This window comes from Bradyrhizobium cedriense (assembly GCF_054602315.1).
This window is the reverse complement of record NZ_JBTSWB010000001.1, coordinates 341,350-358,070: the sequence shown is the minus strand read 5'-3', so window position 1 is coordinate 358,070 and position 16,721 is coordinate 341,350. Positions and strand designations below refer to the sequence as shown.

Here is a 16,721-nt window from a genome sequence, read left to right as displayed (position 1 = left end):
ACTTTTCCGCGAGGAGACTCTCTGTTAACCATAATGGTTGCGGCAAAGCGCGCGACCAGCGGGAGCGACTTCATGACGTTCGCCGGCAAACTGAGCGTTATCACCGCCTACCTCGCCATGGCCTTCGTCGGCGCCATCGTGCTCGGCATGATCTAGCGGCTCATCAACGCAAGCTGTTCTGCCGTCTCCCATTGCAGGAGACGTGGCCCGTGAAACGCGACGGCTGAGGGAGGCTGCCCTCGCGCGGTTGCGCTCGTGGAGACAGCTCCCTCACGCCAGTGAGCCCATGTCGACCAGACGCAGAGCAACCACGGCTGAATGTGCGCTGCCTCACCCAAACCAGCGCTTTCGTTGTGACGCCCATCACGGAACGCCTGAGCACCCTGGCGTAGGGTCGAGCCACGCTTCATCCACCAGCGATCAGTCCATATCAGGACCACGCAATTCGGAGGTTGTCATGAGCAAGCTCTCCATCGTCGCCACTGCGCTCTTCCTCGCGTCGACCGCTGTCGCGCATGCCGGCAATTCGATCTCGTTCCAGATCGAAGGCCAGCGCATCCGCATCGAGACACCGCGCAACTGCGCCTCGCTCAATTGCGTGACCATCGTCGCGCCGGGCCTGTCGGACAAGCCGATCAAGCTGAACGACATCAACCTCAAGGGCCTTGGCGGCTCCAAGGAGGACGACGCCGACACCACGCCGGCTCCCGCGCCCACGACGGCGCAGCCCGCGCCGGCTCCGGTGCCGCAGCAGGCCGTGCCACAGGCGCCGGTCCAGGCAGCCGCTCCCGCCGCCCCGGCCGCGACTGTCGCCACCGCTCCATCCGTCGGCGTCGACAACACCCAGCCTGCGCCCGTTGCTGCGCCTGCTCCGGTTGCCTCGCCCGCTCCCGCCGCTGCTCCCGCGCCAGCCCCGGCTCCGGTTGCCGCCGCGCCCGTGGCGGTGCCGAACTCGCCGATCGGCCTGTGGGCGACCGAAGGCAACAAGGGCAATGTCCGCGTCGAACAGTGCGGCGCCAATCTGTGCGGTTACGCCGAGAAGACCAACGCGCGCATCCTGATCAACATGAAGCCCGACGGCTCGAAGTGGAGCGGGCGCATCCACGATCCCGATTCCGGGCGCAAGTACGACTCGACCATCGCGATGAAGGGACCGAACGCAATGCGCGTGCAGGGTTGCGCCTTCGGCGGCATGTTCTGCGGCGGCCAGACCTGGAAGCGCGTGAGCTGACGCGCCTCGCGCGTCACATCGCGGAGCATGCACAAATGTTCGCCATGCCCGGGGCTCGTCCCGGGCACGACGTTATTGAGATCCCCCAGTCCCATCCACCCAGCACAGCGCGGCGTCCGAACGTTCGCATCTTCCGCCCGGACGCATGTTCATGCGCCATTCAGCTGCGCCCGGCTGAAATCCTCAGCTCTCGCCTCGCGTTCTTCATCGGGACCTCCTCGTGACTTCATTGGTGGCTTGGCGCCGCTTCGCGTTCGCGCTCGCCCTGCTGGCCTTGCCGCTGGCAGGCAGCAGCATGGCTTGTGCATCCGAGGTCATCGAACTCGCCCAGGCGCAGCCGCAGGCACAGCCGATACCCACCCCCTCCCCGACGCCATCGGCCTCACCGATGCCGTCTGCAGAGGCACAGCCCGCCGTGGTCGAGCCGATCGGCAACGTCGCGACGGTGACGGGAATTGCGACCGTGATCCGCGACAAGAACTCGTATCCGCTGCGCGTGCGCGACGACATCTATCTCAACGACGTGGTACAGACCTCGTCGAACTCCTCGCTCGGCATCACCTTCAACGACGCCACCACGTTCAATCTCTCGGCCAGCGCCAGGATCACGATCGACAGCTACGTCTACGAGGACGGCGGCGGGCAGAACGCAGCGATCTTCGACGTCGGCAAGGGCACGGTTGCCTTCGTGGCGGCAGCGGTGGCGAAGACCGGCGACATGAAGATCACGACGCCGACCGCGACGCTCGGCATCCGCGGCACCACCGGCGTCGTCGAGGTGCCGGAAGGCGCGGCGGCGAGCAGGGCCAGCAACGTCAACATCAAGCTCTATCCCGACGCCGACGGCCGGGTCGGCCATATCGATGTCGACGACCGCACCAGCGGCGCGCGGCTCGGCGCGCTGACGCAGGCATCCAGCGGCTTTGCGATCCGGCCGGGTGCGGGCGGCGCCGGCGTCATGCGCTTTGCGGCAGTACCGATCGTCATTCCGCCGCAGCAGATCGCGCGCGACCGCGGCTTCGTCGGCCAGGTCCATCTGGCGCAGACCGCGGGCCGGCAGATCGTCACCGAGCAGCGCGACTTCCGCCGCGCCAATCCGGGCGCGCTCAGCCGCATTCCGCGGCCGGTCCAGCCGCAGCAGCAGCAATTGCGGCCGAATACGCCGCCGGGACAACAGCGACCGAACGGCCAGCCCGGTCGGAACATGCGTCCGGGGCAGCAGCAGCCGGGTACGCCAAACCGGCAAGGCGCGCGGCCGCCGCAGCGGCAGGGCCAAGGCGGCGCGGTGCAGCCCGGCGGCCAGCGCGCCGGTCAGGCTCAGCAGCCGAGAGGGCAACAGCAGCAAGGCGCACGTCGCCCAGCAGGCGCGCCACGCGGCGGAGAGAGCACCCAACCAGGCGCAACTCATCCGCAACAGCCTGGCCTGCAGCCGCAACTGCCGCGCACCGGCATGCAGCCGGGCCAGACGCCCGCGGCTCACGTGCCGGGCATGCAGCGCCCCGGCGGCTTCCAGCGGCGCTTTCCCGCCGCACAGCGTCCCGCGGCGCCGCGCAGACCGCTGCCCGCTCCGACGGAGAGAGAGCGGCGGTGACGGCCCCGCCCTTCGCCGGAGGAGCTTGTTGAGCAAGCGCCTCGAAGGGCGAGGCCAACGTCGATCTGCGTAGTTCGAGACGCGCTCACGCCGCGCCGCGCAGCCAAGCCCTCACCTTATGCAGCAAGCCCTGTCTCAGCTCGTCGACCGAGGCGGCTTCAGCCGGCGCCAAAGTCTGCGAGGCCGCGTCGATATCGTCGGCGCGAAGCGGCGCCGGCTCAGGCGCGGGCGCCAGCCCTGTCGCCGCGAGCGCGATGGGACCAACCTGCGTGAGGAACGCGCGCTCATATTCGCGCGAGAGGCGCCCGATCGCATCGTCCAGCGTCAGCCAGTCGACCGCCTTGATGTCGTTCATCAGTTTGCGGACCGGCTCGCCGTGAGCCTCCATCCGCCAGAAATGCACGACCTTGGCACGCGGCCCGAACTGATAGACGAGCGTGCCCAGGAATTCGTGCACGACAACCGCGTGGCCGGTCTCCTCCAGCACCTCGCGATGCGCCGCTTCCTTCGGCGTCTCGCCGTCATCGAGCTTGCCCTTGGGCAAAACCCATTCGTTGCGCTTGCGCTGGCGCACGACCGCGATCAGCGGCGCAGAGCCGCGCCGCAGCACAATACCACCCGCCGCCATGACCGGCGCCCGCGCCATCGCTCACATCCAATATCGTCGTCCCCGATAGAGGATATAGCCAGCGCCGACGGCGGATTGAAGGCTATTTTCTTCCGAGCAGCGCCTGGCCTGCGCGAATGCGCGTGCCTTCGGCGATACCGTCGCAGAAGTTGAAATCGCCGGGCGCGAGGATGATGATGGTGGAGCCGTGCTCGAACCAGCCGAGCTCCTCGCCCTTGGCCACCGTGACGTCGCAAGGGAAATTGACCGCCCCCTTCGTCTGCGCGTTCAGCACCATGTCGAGGAAGTGAAGGCGGATGCTCGCGACCAGGATCGCCGCAACGGGCACAAGTGTCACCGCTTCGCCGGTCGACAGGTGCGTGCGGATCACCGCGCGCTCGTTCTTGCAGAACAGACGCTCGACGCGCTTAAGCGCGATCGGGTTGACGTTCCAGACGTCGCCATGGATCAGCGTGACCCGTTCGATGTGCGCATCATAGGGCGCGTGGAAGCGATGGTACATGCTCGAGGTCAGCCGCAGCGTGACGAAGGAGCCGTTGCGGTGCTGATCGACCAGCGCGGAATCGCCGAGCAGGTCGAGCAGCGAATAGGGCGCGCCCTTGACCTGGAACAGCTCGGTGTCGGCGATCTTGCCGTGGGCTCCGACGATGCCGTCGGACGGGCTTGCGACGATGGAGGGGTCGGGATCAAAGGGACGCAAGCCCGGCTTGAGCTCCCGGGTGAAACAGTCGTGCAGACTCTTGAAGTGGGTCTTGCGCGCCTCCGACAGATCGAGGTCCGAGAACAGCTTCCACAACGCGATCGAGAAGTTGCGGATGAGCGGATTCTCGACCTTGGAGAACCAGCCCATGAAGCGGGTCAGGGCCGCGCGGGGGATGCGGTTGGTCAACAGGAAGTTGAGGTCTTCCTGCTGGGTGAAAGAGGCAATGAGGGCTTTGACTGTCATGAATCTGTCAGCTCGCAGGGTTAGCGCTTGTTGTCATGGAAACGACACTCCCGATTCTCTCATTGTCCGTGGCCGCCGCAGCCTCCGCTGCCGCCGCCTTCCCGAAGCTGAAGGCGCGCATCGAACTCTCCCGGGCCAAGCACCGGTCGCTCGCCGGGCATTCCAAGATGTCGCGCCGCGTGGCGCGGCTGCTGCCGTTCTACGAGTTCGGCGAAGACGACTACTTCTCCTGCGACGGCGCGCCGGCGAACGTCGCCGCGCAACGCAAGGACGGCTTCTTCCGCCTCGCTCGCCTCTACGCCGAGCGCTACCCGAAGGGTCGCGCCATGACGAAGGAGGCGGCGGAAAAGATCTCCGACCTGAACTTCACCGAGAGCTACCGCGTGCCGTTCCAGTTCTCGCGTCTCGTCCGCGAGCACCTGGGCACCTCGACCTTCATGGAGTCCTCGCGCGGCGTCACCGTCACGGACGTCGACGGCAACACCTTCTACGATCTCACCGGGTCCTACGGCGTCAACATCTTCGGCAACGACTTCTACAAGGAGTGCATCGAGGGCGCCGAGAAGCGTGCGCATGCGCTGGGTCCCGTGCTCGGCCCCTACCACCCCGTCATCCTCGACAACGTTGCGCGGCTGTGCCGGATCTCGGGCCTCGACGAGGTCTCTTTCCATATGTCCGGCACCGAGGCCGTGATGCAGGCGGTGCGGCTGGCGCGCTATCACACCAGGCGCAGCCATCTCGTCCGCTTCGCCGGCGCCTATCACGGCTGGTGGGGCGACGTGCAGCCCGGCGTCGGCAATCCCATTCCCGCGCACGAGACCTACACCCTTGCCGAGATGTCGGAGAAGACGCTGCACGTGCTGCGTACGCGCCGCGACATCGCCTGCGTGCTGGTCAATCCGCTCCAGGGCCTGCATCCGAACGCCAATGCCCCCGGCGATTCCTCGCTGGTCGATTCCTCCCGCGGCGGCAGTTTCGATCGGGCCGCTTACACGGAGTGGCTGAAGAAGCTCCGCGAAGTCTGCACCGAGCGCGGCATCGTGCTGATCTTCGACGAGGTGTTCGTCGGCTTCCGCCTCGCCGCCGGCGGTGCCCAGGAATATTTCGGCGTGCGCGCCGACATGGTGACCTACGGCAAGAGCCTCGCCGGCGGACTGCCGGTCGGCGTGGTCTGCGGCAGACGCGAATTGATGCGCCGCTTCCGCGACGATCGGCCCGCCGACATCTGCTTCGCCCGCGGTACCTTCAACTCGCACCCCTACGTCATGACGGCGATGGACGAGTTCCTGAGCCGCCTCGCCAGCCCGAACTTTCGTGCGGTCTATGACGGCCTCGAGGAGACCTGGAACGGCCGGGTCGAAAAGCTCAACCGGATGATGAGCGATGCCGAACTGCCCGTGCGGTTTGCCAACTTCTCCTCGATCTGGACGGTGAAATACACCACGCCGTCCCGCTACAACTGGATGCTGCAATATTACCTGCGTGCCGAGGGACTTGCATTGAGCTGGGTCGGCACCGGGCGGCTGATCTTCAGCCTCAACTACACCGACGCCGACTTCACCGAGGTCGCCGAACGCTTCGTCCGCGCTGCCGGGAAGATGAAGGCCGACGGCTTCTGGTGGCACGACGGCGTGCTCACCAACAAGAACATCAAGCGGCAGATCCTGAAAGAGCTGCTGGCCAAGCGCTTCGGGCGCTGAGGCCACACTGCGCACGCGTGCTCCGCCTCTCCCGCTTGCGGGGGAGCATAGGCCGCCTTTGGCGGCCGTCCTGAGCGAACGCCGAGGCGAAGCCTCGGCTATGGCGCTCGCAGAGCGCGGCGGGTGAGGGTTCTCGCCACCCGGGAACATCCTCAGTAATCCCCGACAACCCCGACGCGGAGACACCCCAGCCCTCCCCCGCAAGCGCAGGACTATCGCATATGAGATGTGGCTATGGGTACCGACTGTCTCCACAGCGTCATGGCCGGGCTTGTCCCGGCCATCCACGCCTTTCCACGCAGCACAAAGAACGTGGATGCCCGGGACAAGCCCGGGCATGACGTAACCATCAGACATCGGCGTGTGTCGTGCGAGCGGCGCGCTCAGGCGTGCTGCTCCTCGAGCGTGGGTTCGCCGATCAGGCCCAGCGTGTGCTCGGGGTTGAGGTGCAGGCCGGGGTCCATCAGCTCGCCGCGCATCAGCGCGAGCGGAGCCTTGCGATAGAGCATCAGGTCGTGGAAGGGATCGGTCAGGATCTTGGTCATCCAGACGAGGCCGGTCTCGACGTCGCGGATGAAGAACAGGTGCACGGTGCGGAACAGAAGTCCACCGCCGCCGACCACGAGCCAGATCTTGGCGACCTGCCGCATGAAGTCGGTCGCGCTCGCCCAGGGCGTGAACAGGCCGAACAGCGTCGGGTCGAGGAACAGCACCAGCGGTGAAGCCGCCCAGATCGCCATCAGCACCACCTTGCGCTGCAGGTTGTAGCCGACCTTGATCTCTTCCTTGTACTCGTGCGTCGCATGGTTGATGTGATCGTAATCGTGCGGCTCGAAGAAGAAGTGGCCGGCCTGGCGCGTGGTCATCGAGACCAGCCAGCCGACCAGCGCGGAGACCACAGGGTCGATGAACAGCCAGACATAGGCAAAGAGGAAGCTCAGCGCGCTGACGAAGTGCAGGCTCTGATTGATGCGGCTGTGGTGATAGTAGCGATGGTCGTCCCAGCGCTGGATCCGCAGCTGCTCGAGATAATTCTTGATCATGCTCTCCCCCAAAATGCTTTCAGGTGCGGGATTACAGGGATTCGATGTAGGCCGTGTGACATCATCGTTTTGTCATGTGACGATGCGCAGCGGCGCGATGACGCAAGCGAACGCGTAAGCTCAAACCGCTGTCCTCATGCGGCCTTGGCGACGTCGACCTTGCGGAAGCGCACCAGCGAGAAGTGACCGAGCGGCGGGATCAAGCGGCGCTCGGCGAGCTCGATGCCGCGTGCACCGGCGAGCCACTTCGCATAGCGCGACCAGGCGAACTCGGCGGTGCGGAAGCCGAGCGGGCGCACCACCGGCTGAAGCTTCTGCTCGATGAAGCGGCGCATGCCGGTGTCGGCGCTGACGCGGGTGAGGATGATCAGCTCGCCGCCCGGCCGCAGCACGCGGGCGAATTCGTCGAGCGCCGTCTCCGGGTTCGGCACGGCGGTGACGACATATTGCGCCATCACGACATCGAAGGAATTGTCGGGAAATTCGAGCTTCTCGGCGTCCATCACCGCCAGCCCCTCGACATTCTTCAGCTTCTGCTCCTTGACCCGGCGGCGCGCCTTGTCGAGCATCGCTTCCGAGATGTCGGTGCCGAAGATGCGGAGGTTCGGCGCATAGAGCGGCAGCGAGATCCCGGTGCCGACACCGACCTCGAGCACACGGCCGCCGATCTTGTTGGTGGCCGCGATCGCAGCCTGCCGGCCCTTGGCGAACACGCCGCCGAACACGAGGTCATAGACCGGCGCCCAGCGGTCATAGGCCTGCTCGACCGTGCCGCGGGTGAGGTCTAGCTGCTGGGTGCCGTCAAGGTTCATGATCTTAGACATCGATGAGGTTCTCGCTGTGGTTCGAATTGACGATCAGCTGCGCACCGGCCGCCGCGCCATGCGAGGCGAGGCGCGAAGGATGCGGCTGGGCTGAAGTGAGGTGAGATTGCCGACGAACTGGCGCGCGCTGTTCTCCCAGGAGCGCTCCAGCGCGAAATGGCGGCAGGTCTCGCGCGACATGGCGAGCGCACGCAGGCACGCGGTGCGCAAATCGTGGTCAATCGCGCCGATCGGATGATCGGCAATGACGTCCTTCGGACCCGTCACCGGAAACGCCGCAACGGGCGTGCCGCAGGCGAGCGCCTCGAGCTGCACCACGCCAAAGGTGTCGGTCAGGCTCGGAAACACGAAGACGTCGGCAGCAGCCAGATGCGCGGTCAGATCCGCGCCCTTCTTCTCGCCGAGGAAGACCGCGTCGGGATATTTCTTCTCGAGCGCCGCCTTCTGCGGGCCGTCGCCGACGACGACCTTGGTGCCGGGCAGGTCGAGCGAGAGGAAGGCTTCGAGATTCTTCTCCACGGCAACGCGGCCCATGGTCATGAAGATCGGCCGCGGCAGATCGAGCGCGGCCGGAGAATCGGGATGGAACAGTTCGGTGTCGACGCCGCGTGTCCAGAAGCCGAGCCGCTTGAAGCCGCGCTCCGACAACTCCTGCCGCAGCGACGGCGTCGCCACCATGGTCATCGCGGCGGCGTCGTGGAAGTGGCGCAGCACGGCATAGCCGACGCTCGCGGGGATACCGGTCCGCACCGAGACATATTCCGGAAAGCGCGTCGTGTAGGAGGTGGTGAAGGCGAGCCGGTTGCGGCGGCAATAGGCCCGCGCGGCCCAGCCGATCGGCCCCTCGGTCGCGATGTGCAGCGCCTCCGGCGCCGCCCTCTCGATCCGCCGCGCGATCTCCTTCGCGCTCGGCAGCGCGATGCGCAGGCCCGGATAGGTCGGCAGCGGCCAGGACGGAAAGCCGTCGGGGGTGAGGAAGTCGATCTCGACGTCGAGGGCCTTGGCCGCTTTCGCCAGCGAGGTCAGCGTCCGCACCACGCCGTTGACCTGCGGATGCCAGGCGTCAGTCGCGATTAATACCCGCATCGGAAAATCCCGAGAGTTTGATGATTCTCAGGCATCGACCATCAACGAAGGATATTTCAGGCGTGTGACGTCACAGAAGTGTCGGCGGGCTGTTTTGTTCGCGAACGGGCCCGCGCGGCCACGAAACTGTCATGAAACAATCCTTGCCGCCATGAAACCGTTTTCGGTTTTCCGCGCAAATGTCCCGAAACGTTTGGCCGTTAGGACTTCAAGCAACGGAGCACCGAAACGGTGCCGCGGCGGTCAACGACACCGAGCAAACAGGGGCGATCAATGTTCAATCTGGATACCTTCAAGGCCTATTCGCGCGCCGTGGCGTTCGGTGCAGTGACGATTTCGGCAATCGCGCTCGCAGGTGCCGCCAACGCCGCGCCGGTGCAGATCTTTCCGTTCTTCCAGCCGCTGCCGCCGACGGCCGCGCCGCAGCCGTTCGAGCCCTATCAGCCCTACCAGACGACGCCCTATCAAGCCGCCCCGTCCGAGGACCAGGATGCGGTCGAGCTGCCGGCCCGCTTCCGCCGCCAGACCGTTTCATACGCGACGCGCGAAGCGCCGGGCACCATTATCATCGATACGCCCAACACCTATCTCTATTATGTGCTCGGCAACGGACAGGCGCTGCGCTACGGCATTGGCGTCGGCCGCGAAGGCTTCACCTGGTCCGGCATCCAGTCGGTCAGCCGCAAGGCCGAGTGGCCGGCCTGGACCCCGCCGCCGGAGATGATTGCTCGCCAGCCCTATCTGCCGCGTCACATGGCCGGCGGCCCCGGCAATCCGCTGGGGGCACGCGCCATGTATCTCGGCGGCACCATCTACCGCATCCACGGCACCAACGCGCCTGACACCATCGGCAAGCGCGTCTCCTCCGGCTGCATCCGCCTGACCAACGAGGACGTCACCGACCTCTATTCCCGCGTCAACGTCGGCACCAAGGTGATCGTGCTGCCGATGACCGAGCGCAGGGCCGATCTCCGCGCTGCGACGCGGTAAAGCGACAGGACATTGTGACGCGAACGGCCCCGGAACCCGCCGGGGCCGTATCTGTTTGTCCTCCACGTGCCGACGCGCGCTGCTGCGGTGCGATCCACGATGGAGGGCGCAGATGCAACCATGCCTGCAATTCCCGGCAAGTTCGCGCCTGCGCACGATCATCGGCGCCGGAGCGCTGGCGCTGCTCTTGTCCGCACCCTCCGCGCTCGAGCAACAGCCGGCGAGCGACGAAGCTGCTCATCAGGCCTTCAACAATTCCTGCCGCACCTGTCACTCCATGAAAGAGGGCGACAATCGTCTCGGTCCGAATCTCAACAAGATCGTCGGACGCAAGGCCGGCTCGCTGCCGAACTACAACTACTCGTCGTCGATGAAGGAAGCCGGCTTCGTCTGGGATCAGGACAAGCTCACTCGCTTCATGGTCAAGCCTGACGAGGTCGTGTCGGGCCACAAGATGCAGCCTTATGGAGGCGTCTCGGCCGAAGAAGCGGCCAAGATCGTTGCTTATCTGAAGGCGGCGCCGCAGTGAAGCTCCGGTGATGCCGAACCGCCCTAGTTTGGCGTCGGCGATTGTGGCGCATCCTTCGAGACGCCCGCCTGCGGCGGGGCCCTCAGGATGAGGAGCGGTGTGCACGGTCGCAATTTATCCGTGGTGCTTGCGCTAGGTCCGGGCTGCCAGTTAGCCTCATCCTGAGGAGCGCGCCCTTGCGCGCGTCTCGAGGGACGAGGCGTTCACGATGGCAGACGGCGCGTACCTCTACATTCTCCAATGCGCGGACGGCAGCTACTACATCGGCACGACCCGCACCGAGCTCGAGATCAGAGTCGCGCAACACAACGCTGGCACGTTCGAGGGTTACACCAAGTCGCGTCGCCCCGTGACGTTGATATTCTCGCAATGGTTCGACCGCATCACCGATGCAATCGAATGCGAGCGCAAGCTCAAGAAGTGGAGCCGCGCGAAGAAGGAGCTTTCATGCGTGGCGATTTTGCCGAGCTGCATGAGCTGGCAAAGCGAGGATCACATCATCCTTCGAGACGCCCGCCCAGGGCGGGCTCCTCAGGATGAGGGCGGAGTGTGCGGCTCGTGGCTCTGTGGCTACGATTCAGCTTCGCAATACCTGCCGCAGTTCGCGAAATGCCTGTTGAGCCTCGTCCTGAGGAGACCGCGAAGCGGTCGTCTCGCAGGACGAGGCGGGCACCATACGGTGCTTATCGTCCGCCGCGCCGCTCCGCGATCAGCCTCAGCCACGCCGCCGAATGAAACGCGCTCATCAGCAGATACATCGGCACCATCCCGCCGAGCGACGAGCCGTGCCCGGCGGCGCAGAGCATGGCCACCGAACCGCCATCGATCACGGCCGTCAGCACGGCCATGATCGCGAAGGTCGGCGTGGCCGCCAGTCCCAGCCACCTCGCGAGGGCACGCGCGGCCACCGCGCCGTCGTGGCTGCCGCCGGCGGCCGCGCTGTCCGGTGCGGTCACTTCCTCTCTCCGGCGGCCTCCTCGCGAAACGCCTTCTCGCCGGCGTCCGAGATCTCGACCCACTTCTTGTCGGGCGCGGCGCCTTCGGTGTAGCTGTCGTGCCAGTTCCACCATTTGTAGGTTGGCGTCTGCGGATAGCCCTTCGGCGAGTCCTCCCACACCTCCTGCCGGCCGAGCGGCGTGATGTCGAGATAGTTCCAGGTGCCGCCCATCTGCTCGTCGCCGCGGCTCTTGACGAAATAGGTGCGAAAGACGCGGTTGCCCTCGCGGTAGAACACGTTCGTCCCATGCCATTCGCCGACGCCGAAATCGGCATCGAAGCTGTCGGTGATGGTGACCCACGGCATGGTCCAGCCCATCCGCTGCTTCAGCCTGATGATGTCGGCCTGCGGCGCGCGCGAGGCGAAGACCAGCGTGGTGTCGCGCGCATTGAGGTGCGAGACGTGGGCGACCTGGTCGGCCACCATGGAGCAGCCGCGGCAGGCATGATCGGGCCAGCCGAACACGCCGGGCTCGAAGAAGGCACGGTACACGATCAACTGCCGCCGGCCCTGGAACAGGTCGAGCAGGCTGAGCTTGCCGCCGGGCCCCTCGAACGCATAGGTTTCGTCCACCGCCATCCACGGCATGCGCCGCCGCTCGGCGGCCAGGGCGTCGCGGGCACGGGTATGGGCTTTTTCCTTCACGAGCAATTGCAGGCGGGCCGCCTCCCAATCCTGCGGCGACACCACCGGCGGTGTCTGCATGGCGGGCTGTCCATCGTTCCGTCCGTTCTGGGCTAGTGTCATCATGGCTCTCCGAATTTCTCGCCTGGGCGAACATTCCGCGTCGCGTTATGCCGGACGCGGAACCACTCGCCCGCCGCACATCGTCGGCGGTAGAACGAGTTCTCGCACCGGACGGTTGCGCGGCGGGAGTAACAAGTGTGGCGGGAATTGAATGGAGTCGCTGATCACCGCCGCGGCGCGCGCGCTCGAAGCCGGCGATCCGCTCGGCGCCTTGAACCGCGTCGCGCTGCGCAACGATGCGCCGTCGCTGGCGCTACGCGGCATCGCGATGGCGCAGCTCGGCGATCTCGCGAAAGCGAAGACTCTGCTGCGCAACGCCATACGTGGCTTCGGACCGCGGGAAGCGGTCGCGCGCGCAAGATGCGTGGTGGCCGAGGCCGAGATCGCGCTCGTCTCGCGCGATTTGAACTGGCCGGCGAAGGCGCTCACGGCGGCACGCGCGACGCTCGAAAAGCACGGCGATCTCACCAATGCCGCCCATGCAGGTCATATCGAGGCGCGCCGTCTTCTCCTCCTCGGACGTCTCGACGAAGCCGAGCGGACGCTGGCCGAGGTCGTCACCTCCCCGCTCCCGCCGGCGTCGCAAGCCGTCCGCGAGCTCGTGGGCGCCGGCATCGCCATCAGGCGGCTGAAAGCGAAGCACGCGCGCGCAGCCCTCGACCGGGCCGCACGAGCAGCGCGCCTCGCCGGCATTCCTGCGCTGGCGGCGGAGGTCGAAAGCGCCAACCTCGTGCTCGACACCCCGGCAGCGCGCCTGATCGCGCGCGGCAAGGAGCATCCGCTGTTGCTCGGACAGGTCGAAGCACTGGCGGCGTCCAAGGCGCTCGTCGTCGACGCGTTTCATCACACCGTCCGCAAGGGAGGCGTGGTCGTATCGCTCGGAACGCGGCCGGTGCTGTTCGCGCTCGCGCGTCCCCTGGCACAGGCGTGGCCCGCTGATGTGTCCCGAGAGGCGCTGATGGCCGCCGCGTTTCACGCCAGGCACGTCGATGAGTCGCATCGCGCACGGCTGCGGGTCGAGATCGGGCGGCTGCGCGCCAAGCTGAAGCCTCTGGCGGATGTCAGCGCGACGAAGCAGGGTTTTGCACTGGTGCCGCGCAAGGCGCGAGAGGTCGTGGTGCTGGCGCGGCCCATCGAGGAAAAGCACGCCACCGTCCTCGCCCTTCTCTCGGACGGTGAGCCGTGGTCGAGCTCGGCGCTGGCGCTGGCACTGGGGACGAGTCCGCGCACCGTGCAGCGCGCGCTCGAAGAGCTGGCGCGATCGAACAAGGTGCAGTCGTTCGGACACGGCCGGGCGCGGCGCTGGATGACCCCGCCCGTTCCGGGTTTCCCGACAGGCTTGTTACTCCCCCCGCCTCTCCCGAAGACGTAAGGTGAGGTCACATCACAGGGATCGAGCACATGAAGCGTTCAGCCGCCGAGATCATCAGGGAGTATGGACCTTTCGCCGGCATCGAGGCCGTGCATGGCGTCACCTATGACGGCAGGCACGTCTGGTTCGCATCCGGCGACAAGTTGAACGCCGTCGATCCGGCCAGCGGCGGGATCGCGCGCTCCATCGACGTGGCCGCGCATGCGGGAACGGCGTTCGACGGCCGGCACCTGTTCCAGATCGCGGAGGATCGCATCCAGAAAATTGACGCCGCCTCGGGCAAGGTGCTCAGCACCATTCCGGCGCCCGGCGGCGGCGGCGATTCCGGCCTTGCCTGGGCCGAGGGCTCGCTCTGGGTCGGACAATATCGCGAGCGCAAGATCCATCAGGTCGATCCCGAAACGGGAAAGGTTCTCCGCACCATCGAGAGCAAGCGCTTCGTGACCGGCGTGACCTGGGTCGACGGCGAGCTCTGGCATGGCACCTGGGAGAACGAAGAGAGCGATTTGCGGCGGATCGACCCTGATACAGGCAAGGTGCTGGAGCAGCTCGACCTGCCCGCCGGGACGGTGGTGTCGGGGCTGGAATCCGACGGCGGCGACCGCTTCTTCTGCGGCGGCGGCACTCGCGGCAATGTGAGAGCGGTCCGCCGTCCTCGGCGCGCCTAGTCCGTCGCGATGCTTTGAACGCTGGGTAACGCCGCGTTCGCAGCCGTTAACCTGTTCGCCCCAATTCCACCCCACGGGTGCGCTCTAGCGCCCTTCTCGCTCGCCCTGTAAAACCACCGCCGGGGCGGCTTGGGGGATTGATGCGACTTACGTTGAATCTGAAGACGGTTCTGGTCGGGATCGCAGTGCTCGCGGCGTCGTTCTTCATCAGCCTGAAAGCGATGGACCTCCTGTCGCCACACGCGCCGAATTCGGCCCCGCCGGTCGCGCAACTGCCGCCGCTGCCGCCGGCGTCGAAGAGCTCCATCGTGGTCGCGCCGGTCGCGATCGCGCTGTCGGCAATCCGCGAGCAGGCCGAGAGGGCCGCACCGCGTAATTTCGCAGGGAAGGCCGACAACCCGATCTCGCAGATCCTGGAGAACGCCGACATCGGCTGGACCGCCGTGCGTGGGCCGATGGCAGCTAGCGGCGATAAGGACGTGCTGACGATCTCGACGCCGCTCAGCGGCAGGCTGAACGTGACGGGCTCGCTGTCGTCGAAAGCCACAGGCGCGCTTGGCGACGCGCTCGGCGGCGTGCTCGGGGGCGATGCGGCAAAACGGATCGGAGCGGTCAACATCAAGAACCTGAACGCCAGCGCCGAGATCAAGGGCAACGTGGTCGTCACCTCGCGCCCGAAGCTCGCGGCCGCCTGGCATCTGGAGCCCAATCTGGGCGCCCAGGTCAATCTGGGCGACACCAACCTCAACGTCGCCGGCGCCAAGGTCAACGTGCCGGCGCAAGTGAAGCCGCTGATCGACAAGACCGTCGGCGAGCAGATCAACGCGGTCTCCGAACGCATCCGCAACGATCCTTCGCTGCGGGACAATGCCAGGGTGCAATGGGCCAAGGCATGCCGCTCGATTCCCCTGCAAGGCACCGGCTCCTCGGCCGCGCTGCCGCCGCTTTGGCTCGAGATGAAGCCGGTCCGTGCGATCGCAGCACAGCCGCGCATCGATGCGCAGGCCGTGACGTTGCTGCTCGGCCTCGAAGCCGAGACACGCGTGACCTCGACTTCGACCAAGCCGGACTGTCCCTTTCCCGACAAGATCTCGATCGTGCCGCCGACCGGCACCGGCGTGAACATCGGCGTGCCGATCGACGTGCCCTTCACCGAGATCAACAAGCTGATCGCTGCGCAGATGGTCGGGCGCACCTACCCCGAGGACGGCTCCGGTCCGGTCGACGTCACCGTCAGGAGCGCCAACGTGATCCCGTCGGGTGACCGGCTGCTGATCTCGCTTCTGGTGCGCGCCAAGGAGAAGAAGAGCTGGTTCGGCCTCGGCGCCGAGGCGACGGTGCACATCTGGGGCCGGCCGGTGCTCGACCAGGCGCGGCAGACGCTGCGGCTCGCCGACATCGAGCTCGCCGTGGAATCCGAGGCAGCCTTCGGCCTCCTGGGCGCCGCCGCGCGCGCGGCGGTGCCGCAGATGCAGCAGGCGCTGTTGCAGAAGGCAACGATCGATCTGAAGCCGATCGCGGCGAACGCCCGCGAGAAGATCGCGGCCGCAATCGCCGACTACCAGAAGAGCGAGGACGGCCTCAGGGTCGAGGCCAGGATCGACAGCCTGACCCTCGCCGACATCGCCTTCGATTCCAAGACGCTGCGCGTGGTCGCGGAAGCCGGCGGCTCGCTGAACGTGTTCGTGACGAAGCTGTCCGGGATGTAGCGTACCACAACGGCGGGCGACGAAGACACGACAGCGCGCCCGGGGAAACCGGGCGCGCTTCGCTTAGCGGTTACGCGAGCCGCGTTACTCCGCGTACTTGAACTCGGGCATGTTCTTCAGCTCGTCCTTGCTCGCATTGAACACGGCATGGTCCGGATACCATTTCGACGTCGACGACGCCGTGGTCGCAGCGGGCTTGTTGTCGGTGCCGGTCGCAGCGCCCGTGGTAGTGGTCGCGGCGGGCTTGGCGCCCGGGTTCGTGCCGGTGCCGGTGTAGGCGACGGCCTCGTTGACGAACTTCAGCTTCTCATAGGGCACGGCGACCAGATGCTCGCCCATGCCGAGGAAGCCGCCGACGCCGATCACCGCGATCTTGATGGCGCCGCTCTTGTCCATCAACAGGTCATTGATCGTGCCGATGTTCTCATTGGCCTCGTTGTAGACCTTCAGGCCGTCCATCTTCGAGGTACGCCACTGGCCGGATGCGGTCGTGGACGTCGTCGTGGCGGTGGCCGCGGTCGGCGCCTTGTCGGTGGTGGTGGTCGGCGATTGCGCAAACGCAGCGGTCGCAAGCAGGGCTGTGCCGGCCAGGCCGGCGATGATCGACTTCATCATGTTGTCCTCTCCTTCAAAAGAAACTCGTGCGGAGAAAACAGCGCT

At 66.3% G+C, this 16,721-nt stretch carries 17 protein-coding genes and 1 pseudogene; 10 read left to right on the top strand and 8 right to left on the bottom strand.

The window, feature by feature from the left end; all coding sequences use genetic code 11:
• Window positions 1-33 precede the first annotated feature (33 nt).
• From ACYCVF_RS01785 to ACYCVF_RS01775, 3 genes are all read left to right on the top strand, one after another.
• A complete protein-coding gene (locus tag ACYCVF_RS01785; protein WP_459596837.1) occupies window positions 34-156 on the top strand; it encodes a hypothetical protein in 123 nt (40 codons plus the stop codon).
• Window positions 157-457: 301 nt separating this feature from the next.
• On the top strand, window positions 458-1,231 hold the full coding sequence (locus tag ACYCVF_RS01780) for a DUF2147 domain-containing protein (RefSeq protein WP_459596836.1): 774 nt from the start codon (window positions 458-460) through the stop codon (window positions 1,229-1,231).
• 229 nt (window positions 1,232-1,460) lie between these two features.
• Window positions 1,461-2,822, top strand: a complete 1,362-nt coding sequence (locus tag ACYCVF_RS01775) for a FecR family protein (protein ID WP_459597953.1) — start codon at window positions 1,461-1,463, stop codon at window positions 2,820-2,822.
• Window positions 2,823-2,907: 85 nt separating this feature from the next.
• On the opposite strand, the gene ACYCVF_RS01770 is transcribed toward ACYCVF_RS01775, so the two are convergent.
• Together ACYCVF_RS01770 and asd are read right to left on the bottom strand one after the other, a co-directional pair.
• Entirely contained in the window at window positions 2,908-3,468 is a 561-nt protein-coding gene (locus ACYCVF_RS01770) for an NUDIX hydrolase (protein WP_459596835.1), read from the bottom strand.
• A 64-nt stretch (window positions 3,469-3,532) separates the two neighbouring features.
• Window positions 3,533-4,396 (bottom strand): archaetidylserine decarboxylase, encoded by an 864-nt coding sequence (gene asd / locus ACYCVF_RS01765; protein ID WP_459596834.1) that lies wholly within the window; start codon window positions 4,394-4,396, stop codon window positions 3,533-3,535.
• A 35-nt stretch (window positions 4,397-4,431) separates the two neighbouring features.
• Here asd and ACYCVF_RS01760 point away from each other — a divergent pair, with 35 nt between their 5' ends.
• Window positions 4,432-6,096 (top strand): aminotransferase class III-fold pyridoxal phosphate-dependent enzyme, encoded by a 1,665-nt coding sequence (locus ACYCVF_RS01760; RefSeq protein WP_459596833.1) that lies wholly within the window; start codon window positions 4,432-4,434, stop codon window positions 6,094-6,096.
• Between the two features lie 383 nt (window positions 6,097-6,479).
• Here ACYCVF_RS01760 and ACYCVF_RS01755 read toward each other — a convergent pair whose 3' ends face one another.
• From ACYCVF_RS01755 to ACYCVF_RS01745, 3 genes are all read right to left on the bottom strand, one after another.
• Complete coding sequence (locus tag ACYCVF_RS01755) at window positions 6,480-7,139, bottom strand: hypothetical protein (RefSeq protein WP_459596832.1); 660 nt, start codon at window positions 7,137-7,139, stop codon at window positions 6,480-6,482.
• Between the two features lie 134 nt (window positions 7,140-7,273).
• Window positions 7,274-7,963: a class I SAM-dependent methyltransferase gene (locus tag ACYCVF_RS01750; protein WP_459596831.1), complete on the bottom strand. Its 690-nt coding sequence runs from the start codon at window positions 7,961-7,963 to the stop codon at window positions 7,274-7,276.
• Window positions 7,964-7,996: 33 nt separating this feature from the next.
• Window positions 7,997-9,049, bottom strand: coding sequence for a glycosyltransferase family 4 protein (locus tag ACYCVF_RS01745; RefSeq protein WP_459596830.1), 1,053 nt, complete (start codon window positions 9,047-9,049; stop codon window positions 7,997-7,999).
• Between the two features lie 273 nt (window positions 9,050-9,322).
• Here ACYCVF_RS01745 and ACYCVF_RS01740 point away from each other — a divergent pair, with 273 nt between their 5' ends.
• From ACYCVF_RS01740 to ACYCVF_RS01730, 3 genes and pseudogenes are all read left to right on the top strand, one after another.
• Window positions 9,323-10,039 (top strand): L,D-transpeptidase, encoded by a 717-nt coding sequence (locus ACYCVF_RS01740; protein WP_459596829.1) that lies wholly within the window; start codon window positions 9,323-9,325, stop codon window positions 10,037-10,039.
• A gap of 112 nt (window positions 10,040-10,151) precedes the next feature.
• Complete coding sequence (locus ACYCVF_RS01735; RefSeq protein WP_459596828.1) at window positions 10,152-10,568, top strand: c-type cytochrome; 417 nt, start codon at window positions 10,152-10,154, stop codon at window positions 10,566-10,568.
• 208 nt (window positions 10,569-10,776) lie between these two features.
• A pseudogene (locus ACYCVF_RS01730) lies at window positions 10,777-10,947 on the top strand (GIY-YIG nuclease family protein); the annotation flags it as partial.
• Between the two features lie 304 nt (window positions 10,948-11,251).
• On the opposite strand, the gene ACYCVF_RS01725 reads toward ACYCVF_RS01730, so the two are convergent.
• Both ACYCVF_RS01725 and ACYCVF_RS01720 read right to left on the bottom strand, forming a co-directional pair.
• The gene (locus ACYCVF_RS01725) at window positions 11,252-11,524 is read right to left on the bottom strand and encodes a hypothetical protein (RefSeq protein WP_459596827.1); all 273 of its coding nucleotides are present in this window, start codon (window positions 11,522-11,524) and stop codon (window positions 11,252-11,254) included.
• A complete protein-coding gene (locus ACYCVF_RS01720; protein WP_459596826.1) occupies window positions 11,521-12,315 on the bottom strand; it encodes a DUF899 domain-containing protein in 795 nt (264 codons plus the stop codon). The genes ACYCVF_RS01725 and ACYCVF_RS01720 overlap by 4 nt, the downstream gene beginning before the upstream one ends.
• Before the next feature lie 148 nt (window positions 12,316-12,463).
• On the opposite strand from ACYCVF_RS01720, the gene ACYCVF_RS01715 reads away from it, so the two are divergent.
• From ACYCVF_RS01715 to ACYCVF_RS01705, 3 genes are all read left to right on the top strand, one after another.
• A complete protein-coding gene (locus tag ACYCVF_RS01715) occupies window positions 12,464-13,684 on the top strand; it encodes a helix-turn-helix domain-containing protein (protein ID WP_459596825.1) in 1,221 nt (406 codons plus the stop codon).
• 29 nt (window positions 13,685-13,713) lie between these two features.
• The gene (locus ACYCVF_RS01710; protein ID WP_459596824.1) at window positions 13,714-14,352 is read left to right on the top strand and encodes a Vgb family protein; all 639 of its coding nucleotides are present in this window, start codon (window positions 13,714-13,716) and stop codon (window positions 14,350-14,352) included.
• Window positions 14,353-14,492: 140 nt separating this feature from the next.
• Window positions 14,493-16,061, top strand: coding sequence for a DUF4403 family protein (locus tag ACYCVF_RS01705; protein WP_459596823.1), 1,569 nt, complete (start codon window positions 14,493-14,495; stop codon window positions 16,059-16,061).
• A gap of 84 nt (window positions 16,062-16,145) precedes the next feature.
• Here the strand turns inward: ACYCVF_RS01705 and ACYCVF_RS01700 are convergent, their stop codons facing one another.
• Window positions 16,146-16,676, bottom strand: coding sequence for a PRC-barrel domain-containing protein (locus ACYCVF_RS01700; RefSeq protein ID WP_459596822.1), 531 nt, complete (start codon window positions 16,674-16,676; stop codon window positions 16,146-16,148).
• Between the last annotated feature and the right edge of the window lie 45 nt (window positions 16,677-16,721).